Below are 12,346 nucleotides of genomic sequence, written 5' to 3'. Positions count from 1 at the left end.
CAAGTTAAATTCCCGATAAATGAGGCTCACATGGTGTTGTCGAGGGGAAACTCAGTATCATTGAGCGTCCCTGATCTGGAACCCGAACATGCCCTTACACGAGCTTGCCGGAAAGCGTCCGCCGCAGGCGTTGCTGGAAAATATTCCCCGTCTGGTTGCCAGCTACTACGCGTTCTCCCCTGATCCCGGGGAGGCGTCACAGCGAGTCGCATTCGGCACCTCAGGGCATCGCGGCAGCGCGCTTCGCGGGAGCTTCAATGAGGCGCATATCCTGGCGGTGAGTCAGGCCGTGGCGGATTATCGAAAGGCTCAGGGCATCACGGGCCCCCTGTTCCTTGGCATGGACACACACGCACTTTCCGAGCCAGCGCTGATCAGCGCGGTTGAGGTGCTGGCCGCCAACGGCGTGTCGGTGCATCTGGACAACGAGGGTGGCTACACGCCAACGCCGGTGGTCTCGTTTGCGATTCTCTCTCACAACCGGCGCCATCCAAATTCTCCGGCTGACGGGATTGTGATCACGCCGTCCCACAATCCGCCGTCTGACGGGGGCTTCAAGTACAACCCGCCCAACGGCGGTCCTGCCGACAAAGACGTGACGAGCTGGATCGAGCAGCGTGCCAACGAGCTGCTGGCAGCGCCGGAACAGATTCGTCGGTGGACCTGGCGCAAGGCCATAGCCTCAGACCACGTCACGCGCTTTGATTTTCGAACGCCCTACATCGACGGGCTCGAGGAGGTCGTGGACTTGGTCGGGATTGCGCGATCGGGCATACGGATCGGCGCCGACCCTATGGGCGGGTCAGGCGTTCATTACTGGGAGCGCCTGGCCGACCGGTACGGCTTAAATCTCGTTGTCGTGAATGACGCGATCGACCCAACATTTCGGTTTATGACCGTCGACAAAGACGGGAAGATCCGGATGGACTGCTCGTCCCCGTCAGCCATGGCCAGCCTGATTGAGCTGAAGGATGGCTACGATATCGCCTTCGGCAACGACACCGACTTCGACCGACATGGCATCGTGACGCCCAGCGGCGGCCTAATGAATCCCAACCACTATCTGTCCGTCGCGGTTTCCTGGCTCTTCGAGCGCAGAACCCGCTGGCCGGCAAACGCTGCGGTAGGCAAGACGCTGGTGAGTAGCAGCATGATTGATCGGGTCGCCGCGGATCTGGGGCGCGACCTTTATGAGGTGCCGGTAGGGTTCAAGTGGTTTGTTCAGGGCCTGCGAGACGGCAGCCTCGGCTTTGGCGGCGAGGAGAGTGCCGGTGCATCGTTTCTGCGCCGCGACGGGTCACCCTGGTCGACCGACAAAGACGGGGTCATTCTTAATCTGCTTGCCGCAGAAATCACCGCTGAAACCGGTGAGGATCCCGCGGTGCACTATCGCAGGCTAGCAGAGCGCTTCGGTACACCCCTTTACACCCGCATTGACACGCCGGCCAGGCCGGAGGAAAAGGCCAGGCTGGCCAGCCTTTCGCCCGACCAGGTGACCAACCGTGAGCTGGCGGGGGAGCCGATTGCTGCGCGCCTGACGCGGGCGCCTGGCAACGATGCGCCGCTCGGCGGCCTGAAGGTTGCCACGCAAAACGGCTGGTTTGCCGCGCGTCCTTCGGGGACGGAGGATCAGTACAAGATTTACGCGGAATCCTTTAAAGGTCAGGCTCATCTGGAGGCGCTTGTCGCGGAGGCAAAAGCGATTGTCAGCAGCGCGCTGGCTGCGGGAGTTTAGCGGTCCGCGCGGATCATTCTGCCACTTCAGTCAGGGCCGTCAGGTCACCAGCTAGTGTAGCGGGGCTAGGACGCGGCGCCCAGCCCTTCTTCGATCAGCTGCGTGACCGGTCCTCGCTGGGTCAACGCCAGGATCAGCATCAGATCGCCAACCCGCGACCACTCCAGTGCGAAGCGGGTGCCGTCGACAGGGCTGGCGGCGCGATGGATGGCGTCGGGTGACAAGCCCGCCGCTACGGCGATATCGGTGATTAGATCGGGCACGTCATCGGGCAGTCGTCCGCGCTCGTAGCCCGGCAGGCGGCAGACAACCAGCTGATCAGGATCGGCCTTGAGCGCCGCATGCACCAGCCCTTCGATGAGTGCGTCACTGCGATCGCCGGCCTGTCCCAAGAGCACCAAACGCCGCTGCGCCGGCATCGCGGCCACTGTCTGCGCAACCGACGATAATCCATGCTCGTTGTGGGCAAAATCGACGATTGCCTGCACGCCCTTGCCCCGGAAGATGTTCCCTCGCCCCGGATTTTCCGCCGGTCCACCGTGGAAGTCTCGTAACCCCTTACTGATGGCGTGATGGTCGCAGCCGAGGACATGACCCAGTGCCGCAGCCGCCAGGGCGTTTTGTACGTTGTGGCGCGCCTTGCCGAACAGGGTCACGGGGATGTCGTTGATCGGCATGATGAGGTGCTCACCGCCGCGGTCCCGGTAAGCGAGGTGCCCCTTACTGACGACAAAGCCTTCGCCGCCCGCCATGCAATGGCCCTCGATCAGCGGATGCTCAGCGTTCTCGCTGAACCAGATAAAGCGCTGAGCCGGCAGCTGCCGGGCAAACTCGACAATACCCGCGTCGTCCGCGTTGAGCACCAGGAACTTCCGGTCGGCAAGGCCCTTGTGAACAATAAACTTGGCATCGCGCAGCTCCTCTACCGTGTGAATGCCGTACTCTCCCAGGTGGTCAGCAGCAATATTGGTGATCAGGGCCGCATCGGCGTTGGTGACGCCGAGCCCCCGTCGGAGCATACCGCCCCGTGCCACCTCCAGCAGTGCTACCTGGGTCTGCGGATGACGCAGCAGGGTTCGCGCGCCGCCGGGTCCTGAATAGTCGCCGGTATCAATCGTTTCATCACCGACACGGATGTAGTCGGTTGAGGTCACGCCTGTGGTTCGGCCGGAGGCGGCCAGGATCGACGCGGCAAGCCGAACGGTGGTCGACTTCCCGTTGGTGCCGGTCACCAGCGCCACCGGCACCTCGCCATAGTGGCCCGCCTGATCCCAGTCCACCTGTTCAGGACTGGGGAGGCTGTCGCAGTTCCAAATTTGCGTTCGGTGTCCGTAACCGACCGAAACCTCATCGTCGTCCGCTAAGAAAGGTGCGCCGCGGGCGGCTGCTGCGTCCTGCAGCGCGATGAGCTTCGGATTTTGCTCGTCGACAATCAACGATCGGAGCTGGGTGACGGTCTCGTCCAGTGGCGGCAGCGTTGTGTCGTCCAGCTCGCAGCGGGCGAACTCGAACGCGGCCTCGTTGACTTCGGTGGCCGCGTACAGCGCGTCGATCGGCGCGGTGATCACCAGGCAGACCCCCGTTTCGTGGAGGCGATGGAAGCACTGACTGTTGCCCCAGCCGACAGCTTCCAGCAGGTCACCGACATGGCGGCGCCAGGCAAACGCCAGATCTGCCTGGCGGCTGCGATCGATGAGAATGTCGCAGATTGCGCCCGGCAGCTTGCTGAACAGGTTGGGGCCGGTAAGTCGCCGCGAATCTTCCAGCCGCATGTTAGTGTCGCGGGACATTAGTGTTCAAACAGGACACTCGCTAGTCGCCGTCTTCCACTTCCCTGGCGGCCAGCCTCACGCCGCGCTCATCGCGAATCAGTTGATCATCGTCCATCAGGTCAAATGATTGGGCCACGAGGCTGACGTTGCTAACCGTCGGTGTGGGCTCCGGCGGCTTGCTGGATCTCTCGCCGGCAAACTCAAAATGAATGATCTGCTTCCAACAGCGCGTGATGTCGTCACCAAAGATGACCAGCAGATCACCTTCGGCAGCCTGCAGCAGCGCGTTGTCCACGGCGAGCTGCTCGTCGGCAATCATCTCGATCTGGTCCTCATCCACGCCATTGGCTTCCAGCGATGCCTTCAGCATGCGCGGCACCTCGCCTTCTTCGCGGCCGCGTCGGTTGTCGTCGGCTTTGACTATGTACTGATCGAAGTGCCCGGCGGCCTCCATGGCGATGGCGGCGACATCTTCGTCGCGTCGATCTCCGGGCGCCGCGAGCACCACAATTCGTCGGCCCGCAACGTCCAGGCGATCGACCGTTTGGCACATGGTCGCGACGGCTGCCGGGTTGTGGGCGTAGTCCAGGATGACGCGAAACGGGTGTTCATCAAAGACGTTCATGCGGCCCGGCGCCTGGAAAAAGCTGGTGCTGAAGGTACGCAGCCCGTGGCGGATGTCCTCCAGCTTTGTGCCCATAGAGAAGGCAAGGGCGCTGGCAAACATGGCGTTTTGCACGTTGTGGGCCGCCTTGCCTTCCAATGTTGCCGGGATCAGGTGGGTCCAGACCAGCGGAATGTGGTTTCCACCCTCATAGATGGTGATCATGTCACCGTTCATTCCCTGTTCCAGCACCACGGCTCGGCCGCCGGCGCGGGTGTGTTCCCTAACCAGCGGGTGGGCGGGATTCATCGTGACGTAACAGAGATGGCGAGCTTCGGTGTAGTCGGCCATGCGAAGGCAGTGTTCGTCGTCGGCGTTCAGCACGGCAGTATCCTGAGCCACCTCGACTACCACGCGCTTGATTTCGGCAAGCTGCTCCAGCGTGTTGATACCCTTCTGACCGAGGTGGTCTGCGCTGATATTGAGGCAGGCGGCTACGTCACTGCGTCGGTAGCCCAAGCCTGCTCGCAGAATGCCACCGCGAGCGGTCTCCATCACCGCAACGTCGACGGTTGGGTCGCGCAGCACAATCTGGGCGGCTGAGGGGCCGGTCATATCACCTTTGACCGTGAGATGGCCGTCGATGTAGACGCCGTCGGTGGAGGTTGAGCCCACCACATGCCCAGCGGTCTTAAGAATGTGTGACAGCATGCGGGCGGTGGTTGTCTTGCCGTTGGTGCCCGTGATGCCCGCGATCGGAATAGTGCTCTGCGAGCCTTCCGGAAACAGCATGTCCAGCACCTTGCCGGACACGTCCCGGGGCTCACCCTCGGAGGGTGCCACATGCATCCGGAATCCGGGTGCCGCGTTCACCTCAACAATGGCGCCACCGATATCTTTGTAAGACTGCGTAATGTCGTCGGTCAGGAAGTCGACGCCGCCCACGTCCAGTCCCACCGCAATCACGGCTCGTTCCGCCATCGCGCGATTGTCTGGATGGACCACGTCGGTGACGTCAACGGCGGTCCCGCCGGTGGACAGGTTGGCCGTGGAGCGAAGGTAGAACACCTCGCCGTCAGCGAGAACCGTCGTCTCGTCGTAACCCGCGTTGCCCATGAGTCGCCTGGCCTGCTGATCGATCTCAATCTTGGTCAGCACCTTTTCATGACCGATCCCGCGGCGCGGGTCGGCGTTGACCCGGTCGATCAGCTCGCTGATCGTATATTCGCCGTCACCGACAACGTGACCGGGAACCCGCTTGGCGACCGCCACGAGCTCACCGTTTACCACCAGCATCCGGTGGTCCATGCCGGAGATGTAGGACTCGACCAGCACCGAACGGGAGTTGCCCCGCTCGCGTGCAACCTTGAAGGCCTCCTCGACGGCCTCATCCTCGCTGAGGTTGATCGAGACGCCGCGACCGTGGTTGGCGTTCAGTGGCTTGACGACAATGGGATAGCCGATACGGCGCGCCGCCCTCACGGCCTCGCGAGGAGAATAGACCATCCGCTGCTGCGGTACCGGCAGCCCCAGATCGTTTAACAGATTGTGCGTGTCTTCTTTGTCGCAGGAGATCTCCACGGCGATATGGGTTGTCTTGCTCGTGATGGTCGCCTGGATGCGCTGCTGATACTTACCGTGGCCGAACTGCACCAGTGAATAGTCGTTCAGCCGCAGCCAGGGAATATCCCGCGCTTCCGCGGCGGCGACCAGCGACGCGGTGCTTGGCCCCAGCTCCTTGCGCTGGGCAAAGCGGATAAACGAGTCGCGTTCATCCTCAAAATCAAAGTCCTTGTCGATATGCTCGGCGAGCTGCTCGCGGAGCGGCTCTGGAAGTAGCGTCAGAATCAGCTGCCGCCCGATGCGCGCTGACTCCAGACCTACATCCCGCTGGTGGTACTGGAAAACCACGTTGTAGCAGCCGGGTTGCCCCTCGATGGAGCGCGTTCGCCCGAAAGAGACATCCGAGCCGGCGATGGTCTGCAGCTCGAGAATCAGGTGCTCCCATAGATGACCGAGCCAGGTGCCCTCATCTTCATGCATCCGGCGCAGAAACCCGCCGGCTACGCCGTAGGAACACCCGTGCTCCGCCAGGCCGGGCAGGGCACGACTGATACCTTCAAGGAATTCGGTACCCAGCTTGGCGGACGGCCACTCCTCGAGGATGCCGAGATCGATCTGATGGCGGATCACCGGGAAGTGCGCGTATAGGTTGGGGCCGCGGTAAACGTTTGTGCTGAGTATTTTCATGCCGATCCTCTGCTGGAGGCCTGCCATGCTAGCAGCCCGTTGGGCGGTGTGAAACGAGGTGGCTCAGTTGAGCGTGATGGCCTGGGCCTGGCGGGTTTCCAGATTGAAGTGATCACCTGCCGTGAGGATGTGCAGCGTGAGGCCAATCAGGCTGATCGGGTCCTGATCGGACGCATCGTGCATGGACGAATGCTGGAGCCCCGACGGGTCAACCACCGTGATGGCGCCGCTGCCGACCACCTCAAGCGTTCCCCTCGGGCTGATAAATGCGGCGGTGTCTTCATCGATGCCCAGGCCGGTGGCAAAAGGGTTGTAGGACAGGGCGGTGAGGAGCCTGCCCAGCCGATCGCGCTGTCGGAAGTGCTGGTCGACAATCGCCTTGTTGGTCAACCCGAGGCCCGGCGCCATCGTGACGCCGTCTTCGGTGGGCGTCGGCCCGGTCGGGCCGCCGGCAATCATGTGTTCACAGACGATGGCCGCGCCGGCGGAGGTGCCAGCCACATGGACGCCCTTGGAAAATCGATCGCGGATGGACCGGGCGACCGGCGTTCCGCCGAGAATGGTTGATAGCCTCAGCTGGTTGCCGCCGGTCAGAAAAATTCCGCTGGCGCGCTCCAGCGTGTCGACAATTTCCTCGGCGAAGCAATCTTCCCGCTCGTCGATGGGGATATAGCGCGAGCGAGCCCCCATTTCCTCGAACAGGGATACATAGTTAGGGCCGGTTTCAGCCAGCTCTGAGGCGGTGGGAATCACGAGAATCCGCGCATCTCGGCCGCCGCAAAGCTTCATGAAGCGGCGCAGGATCAATGCGTCTGTGGAACGTTCTTCAGCACCGCCGATAGGGATCAGCCAGCCGCGTTTCGATGTGTCGCTCAAGTCCTCTCGCTCCCGTTATGCCTGAAAAGCCGCTTCGGTCAGGAAAACCGCGGCATTCTAGCGGCTGGACACAACCAGGGCTATGGTCGACACCGACAAATCGCTCACGCGCGGAAATTTGCCGGAAATTCTTGACTGTGCCCGTCCTATCGGTAGCCTGCGCGACATGATGAATAAAACCATGATTTTGACGCTGCTGTTGCCGGTCCTGCTACTAGAGTTTTCCGTTACCGCAGCGGAAGAAGTCGACAGCCGCAAGCTCTACGCTCAGCTCGGCGCCTATGCACATTACAGTGACGACGAAGACTTCTCCGGCGCGCCGCTGATGGCGTCATTTGAGATCCGTAACAGCCGGAACCGGCTTTACGGGCTGTCGCTGTTTAACAACTCGTTCGGACAGTTCTCGCAGTTTGTTTACTATGGCTGGGAGTTTCCGCTGCCGCGTCTGCACCGCTACGCGCGCGCTAAGCTCGCCTTGGGCATTGTGCACGGGTACCGCGACGAGTTTGAAGATGAGCTGGCGCTGAACTTCGGGCGCTTTGCGCCAGGGCTCGTCCCGGCCATCGGTTTCAAGAAAGACGGTCTCGGCGTGGATCTGGTGGTGCTCAGCAACGCGGCGCTCATGATTGCGGTCGGCAAAGACTTCGATCTATAGGCGCACAATTGGCTTTATAACAACGAGGAGTGCTCGGCTATGCCGCGAGACGTGAAATATGGAGAGATCGAGTCGCTGGTCGGTGAGGAGCTGGGCGTTTCCGACTGGCTGACCATCGATCAGGATCGGGTTAACGCGTTTGCTGACGCGACGCTCGACCCGCAGTGGATTCATGTAGACATTGAGCGAGCTACCCAGGAAATGGGTGGCACGATCGTACATGGCTTTCTGACCCTGTCTCTGATGGTCCACCTGAGTGAGCAGGTTGTTGCCTGGCAAGGGGTATCCCGGGTCATCAACTATGGCTGCAACAAGATCCGGTTCACGGGCATGGTGCCCACCGGAGCCCGGGTGCGGATGCGGATCACGCTTCCCACAGCCGAACCCAAGGGTGAAGGCAAGCTAGTGACGCTCAACTGTGTGGTGGAGGTGGAAGGCCAGGAGCGGCCGGCGCTGATCGCCGAGTGGCTCTGCGTGCTTTTCCCTTAGGCTCGCGTGGCGTAGTAGTCCGCAAAAGTCTGGATGAATCGGTCGAGCTGATCGGCCGGGAGCTGGTTGATGCCGGCCGCCGCCTTGCGGCCGCCGCCCGTTTCAAACTGTCGACAGATATCGTCTGCGCCGTAGCGCCGATTGATCGGTGCACGCACGCTCACCAGCAGACCGTCATCACCCTCGGTCACCACCGCGTGGGCACAGTCCGGTGTATTGTTGGCCAGCTCGTTGCCAAATACGCCGCTGACGCGGCGCGACCAGGGTTCGTTTGGCAGGCCGACCACCGCGGCGTGAGGCAGATCCAGCAATCGGCTTGCGCGTCGCGCCTTAGCCAGGTCGTCGGCATAACCCTGACTCAGCTTTGGGAAGGTGTCTTTGTCGTCGTCGACGAATGCCAGCGGATCAGGGTAGGGCATAAGCCGCTGATAGAGGTCTTCGGGAGGGAAGTGTAGGTCGTCAATCGTGGCGCCGTAGGCGTTGTAATTGATGCAGGTGCCGAGGCTTTGCAGTTTGGCGAAGGCGTCAGATGACAGCGAGGCCTTGTCAGCCAGGATCTGCGCCGACGAGGCCAGGTTGTCGCCGAGCGTTCCCGCGATGGCCCAGTTGACGAACTGACCCATCAGCTCTCGGTTGATCAGCATGCTGGTACAGACGTTGGGCTCGGTATTGATCCGCGTGGTTAGACCCGGGTGCTCGGGGACCTCACCAGCGAAGTGGTGATCGACGTAATGAACCTCAGCGCCGCGCTCCAGCAGCTGCCGGAGCGCGTCCCGATTCTTGTCGAGCGATATATCGAGCACGGTGACCTGATCGCCTGCGCTGGCGGAAACCCGCCGCAACAGGCTGATGTCTCGCTTGACGCCGGTGACGTTAATCGCTTCGGGCTTGGGGTCTGCCAGCCGAAGCTGGATCAGCGAGCAGATGCCGTCTGCGTCACCGTTGAAGACGTCAAACGCGGTCAAGATCCGTGCGCACCATAATGTCGCTTGTAGTCGAGCACCGCCGCGTTGACCACCGCGTGCGCATGATCTTTGCCGTAGGGCTCGATCGACGACACTCTCTGCGGCTGGTCGGGCGGGGACTTGTAGGTGAGGAAGTAGTGGCGCAGACGCTCCGTCATGATGTCCGGCAGGTCGGTCAGTTCTTCGGTATCCGCCAGCACGTGGTCACCCTCTAGCACGGCGACAATCTTATCGTCGGCCTCATCGTCGTCGATCATCTGAAGGCCCCCGATTACCCGAGCCTTCAGAATGATTTCAGCACGGGCCACGGGCCGCTCGCTGAGCACGCAAATATCCAGCGGGTCGAGGTCACCACGCTTCGATTTTGGGCTGAGCTTATGTACCTCCTCCGCGCAGTAGGTCTGTGGCATAAAGCCATAGAGGCAGGGTAGCTGCGAGGTCGTTCGCTGCGGTCGGTCTATCGACAGAAAGCCCGTTTCCTTGTCCAGCTCGTACTTCACGTAATCAAACGGCGTCATCTCGACAAAGACCGTGATGATCTCGGGTGAGTTCCGACCGGGGTTCAGTCCGTGCCAGGGGTGGGGGCGGTGCAGCGCGTAACGAAGGCTCATGTCAGCGGAGATATCCCATTTTTTCCAGCGTGATCAAAATTCGATGTGCCGCAAGGTCCGGCGACATCTCGGCCGTATTGATCACCACCTCCGCGTTGTCCGGCGCTTCATAGGGGTCATCAATTCCGGTGAAACCCTTGAGCTGACCGGCCCGTGCCTTGGCGTAAAGCCCTTTCCGGTCTCTCGCTTCGCACACCTCAAGCGGCGTCGACACGTGGATTTCCAAAAAACCACCCAGCGGTTCGATCAGCTCCCGAACGGCTCGGCGGGTCTGAGTATACGGTGCAATGGGTGCACAGATGGCAATACCGCGATTTTTGGTGATTTCGCTTGCGACATAACCGATGCGCAAAATATTGAGATCACGATGCTCTTTCGAAAATGACAGCTCGCTCGAAAGGTTCTTTCTCACCACATCGCCGTCCAGCAGTGTCACGGGCCGGGAGCCTTCCTCCAGCAGCTTGACCATCAGCGCGTTGGCAACGGTCGATTTGCCGGACCCAGACAAGCCGGTGAAGAAGATCGTAAAACCCTGCTGATTCTTGGGCGGATAGGCGCGCCGCAGCTCTTCGACAATCTTGGGGTACGAAAACCAGGCTGGGATATCGAGCCCTTCCCGCAGTCGGCGGCGAAACTCGGTGCCCGACAGGTTCAGAACCGTGTCGCTGTCGCTGGTCTCATCAGCCGGCAGGTACTCGGCCTTGTTTTCCACGTAGACCATCATCTTGAACGGCACCATGGTAATGTCCAGCTCCTGTTCATGTTCCTTGAACAGATCCTGGGCATCGTAGGGGCCGTAAAACGGCTGGCCGTTTCGATCGTTGCCGGGGCCGGCATGGTCGCGCCCGACAATAAAGTGGGTGCAGCCGTAGTTTTTTCGGACAATGGCGTGCCACAGCGCTTCGCGTGGCCCGGCCATGCGCATGGCGAGATTGATTAGGCTGAGCTGAGTCGTTTGATCGGGATACTGTTCCAGCACGTGCTCGTAGCACCGTACCCTCGTGAAGTGATCGATATCCCCGGGTTTAGTCATGCCCACCACCGGCTGAATCAGCAGATTGGCCTCTGCCTCGCGAGCGGCACGAAACGTAAGCTCCTGATGCGCGCGATGGAGCGGATTGCGGGTTTGAAACGCAACAATCTTTCGCCAGCCCAGTTTACGAAAGCGGCCGCGAAGTTCTGATGGCGTGTCGCGGAGCAGCTTGAAGTCGTAGTAGGTCGGCGGTTCGATACCGAGGATATTTCCTCCGAGATAAACCGGTCCAGCCTGATTGAGCAGGAAGTTAACGCCCGGGTGAAGATCATCGGTGGTGCCATAGACACGCTGTGCTTCACTCGCGAGATCTGGCATCCATTTGTCGCTGACTTCGAGCACCGCAATCAGTACACCTTCAGCGTCGCGGAGGGCAACACGATCGCCGAGACTGATTCCATCGGCGAACGCCTCTGAGACATCGAGCGTTATCGGGATAGGCCACAGGACACCCGACTCCAGCCGCATCGTGTTGCAAACGCTTTCATAGTCGGCCTCTCCCAAGAATCCTTCCAACGGTGAGAACGCGCCGTTCATCAGTAGATCCAGATCGCAAAGCTGGCGCGCAGACAGGTCCCACGAGGGGTAGTCTTTCGCGTTGGCTTTTTCGAGATCCGCCTGTCCTTCGGTGAGATAAAGATCTTTCAGCTCACCACCGTGTGGCTCTTTAAAAGCGCCCATTGCTTACTCCTTTGAAAATATCTTGCTTGGTCGGTGTGTTATTCAGCGAGTCCGTTGAACAACAGGTCATTACATTTTTGCGCCAGCGCAACGATGTCCAGGTCCGGATCGCGAACGATCAGATCCCCCATGGCGTTGCCGATACCAATCACAGCCTGCGCGGCAAAGTGTGCGTCCAACGCTCTGACTTCCCCGGCAGCCATCCCTTCTCGGAACATCTGTTCGAGCATCTTTCGATAGCGGCTGCCGAGTTTCTTCAAACCGGTACGTCGCGTGGCCGGGAGATAAAGGCGTTCGTCGGTATAAACCTTCATTGCCTCATCCTTCTCTCGATACCGAAGCAGGTGCGCGCTGATGGTCGCCTGCAGCTTCGCCGCAAATGGCTGATGGCTCTCGACGATGGCCTGCATTCTTGCGACGTAATCCTCCAGCGCCAACAGACACACGCGCTCGAGTGCTTCCTCTTTAGACTTCAGGTAGTAGTACAAGCTGCCCTGCTTGATGCCGAGTCTTGCTGCGATGCCCGCCGTACTGGCGCCGTGATAGCCATAGCGGGCAAATTCCGCCGCCGCGGCTCTCACCGCACGTTCTTGCTGCTTGGCAAACTTTTGACTCGTTGCGGCCATGCGGGCGCACTGTACGTGGTTATCAAATTAAAATCTATAGATCTATAGA

The 12,346-nt window shown here is 60.7% G+C and carries 10 protein-coding genes; 3 read left to right on the top strand and 7 right to left on the bottom strand.

Going from position 1 to position 12,346, the window contains the following annotated elements:
* Positions 1-88: 88 nt before the first annotated feature.
* A complete protein-coding gene (gene pgm / locus AAF358_12550; protein ID MEM7706381.1) occupies positions 89-1,735 on the top strand; it encodes a phosphoglucomutase (alpha-D-glucose-1,6-bisphosphate-dependent) in 1,647 nt (548 codons plus the stop codon).
* A gap of 65 nt (positions 1,736-1,800) precedes the next feature.
* Here the strand turns inward: pgm and AAF358_12545 are convergent, their stop codons facing one another.
* The 3 genes from AAF358_12545 to AAF358_12535 form a co-directional block, all read right to left on the bottom strand.
* Positions 1,801-3,525 (bottom strand): Mur ligase family protein, encoded by a 1,725-nt coding sequence (locus tag AAF358_12545; GenBank protein ID MEM7706380.1) that lies wholly within the window; start codon positions 3,523-3,525, stop codon positions 1,801-1,803.
* 22 nt (positions 3,526-3,547) lie between these two features.
* Positions 3,548-6,361 carry a cyanophycin synthetase gene (gene cphA / locus AAF358_12540; protein ID MEM7706379.1) on the bottom strand — a complete coding sequence of 938 codons (2,814 nt, stop codon included), beginning with the start codon at positions 6,359-6,361 and terminating at the stop codon, positions 3,548-3,550.
* A 63-nt stretch (positions 6,362-6,424) separates the two neighbouring features.
* The gene (locus tag AAF358_12535) at positions 6,425-7,237 is read right to left on the bottom strand and encodes a cyanophycinase (protein ID MEM7706378.1); all 813 of its coding nucleotides are present in this window, start codon (positions 7,235-7,237) and stop codon (positions 6,425-6,427) included.
* Positions 7,238-7,403: 166 nt separating this feature from the next.
* Between AAF358_12535 and AAF358_12530 the strand changes: the two genes are divergently transcribed.
* Together AAF358_12530 and AAF358_12525 are read left to right on the top strand one after the other, a co-directional pair.
* Positions 7,404-7,892, top strand: a complete 489-nt coding sequence (locus AAF358_12530; protein MEM7706377.1) for a hypothetical protein — start codon at positions 7,404-7,406, stop codon at positions 7,890-7,892.
* Between the two features lie 39 nt (positions 7,893-7,931).
* Positions 7,932-8,381, top strand: a complete 450-nt coding sequence (locus tag AAF358_12525) for a MaoC family dehydratase (protein MEM7706376.1) — start codon at positions 7,932-7,934, stop codon at positions 8,379-8,381.
* On the opposite strand, the gene AAF358_12520 is transcribed toward AAF358_12525, so the two are convergent.
* From AAF358_12520 to AAF358_12505, 4 genes are read right to left on the bottom strand one after another with little or no spacing between them, the layout of a single operon-like run.
* Positions 8,378-9,346, bottom strand: coding sequence for a DHH family phosphoesterase (locus AAF358_12520; protein ID MEM7706375.1), 969 nt, complete (start codon positions 9,344-9,346; stop codon positions 8,378-8,380). The genes AAF358_12525 and AAF358_12520 overlap by 4 nt on opposite strands.
* Positions 9,343-9,957, bottom strand: coding sequence for an inorganic pyrophosphatase (locus AAF358_12515; protein MEM7706374.1), 615 nt, complete (start codon positions 9,955-9,957; stop codon positions 9,343-9,345). Before AAF358_12515 ends, AAF358_12520 begins: the two co-directional genes overlap by 4 nt.
* 1 nt (position 9,958) lies before the next feature.
* Entirely contained in the window at positions 9,959-11,671 is a 1,713-nt protein-coding gene (locus AAF358_12510) for a bifunctional sulfate adenylyltransferase/adenylylsulfate kinase (protein MEM7706373.1), read from the bottom strand.
* Between the two features lie 38 nt (positions 11,672-11,709).
* Positions 11,710-12,297, bottom strand: a complete 588-nt coding sequence (locus AAF358_12505) for a TetR/AcrR family transcriptional regulator (GenBank protein MEM7706372.1) — start codon at positions 12,295-12,297, stop codon at positions 11,710-11,712.
* Between the last annotated feature and the right edge of the window lie 49 nt (positions 12,298-12,346).

Source organism: Pseudomonadota bacterium (assembly GCA_039033415.1).
GTDB lineage: Bacteria > Pseudomonadota > Gammaproteobacteria > Xanthomonadales > SZUA-38 > JANQOZ01.
The sequence above is the reverse complement of the archived record's forward strand: the minus strand, read 5'-3'. Positions and strand labels throughout refer to the sequence as shown.

Coding starts and splice junctions, on each gene's coding strand:
- AAF358_12545 (MEM7706380.1), bottom strand. CDS start 3,525: ATGTCCCGCGACACTAACATGCGGCTGGAAGATTCGCGGCGACTTACC.
- AAF358_12515 (MEM7706374.1), bottom strand. CDS start 9,957: ATGAGCCTTCGTTACGCGCTGCACCGCCCCCACCCCTGGCACGGACTG.
- AAF358_12510 (MEM7706373.1), bottom strand. CDS start 11,671: ATGGGCGCTTTTAAAGAGCCACACGGTGGTGAGCTGAAAGATCTTTAT.
- AAF358_12505 (MEM7706372.1), bottom strand. CDS start 12,297: ATGGCCGCAACGAGTCAAAAGTTTGCCAAGCAGCAAGAACGTGCGGTG.
- cphA (MEM7706379.1), bottom strand. CDS start 6,361: ATGAAAATACTCAGCACAAACGTTTACCGCGGCCCCAACCTATACGCG.
- pgm (MEM7706381.1), top strand. CDS start 89: ATGCCCTTACACGAGCTTGCCGGAAAGCGTCCGCCGCAGGCGTTGCTG.
- AAF358_12530 (MEM7706377.1), top strand. CDS start 7,404: ATGATGAATAAAACCATGATTTTGACGCTGCTGTTGCCGGTCCTGCTA.
- AAF358_12525 (MEM7706376.1), top strand. CDS start 7,932: ATGCCGCGAGACGTGAAATATGGAGAGATCGAGTCGCTGGTCGGTGAG.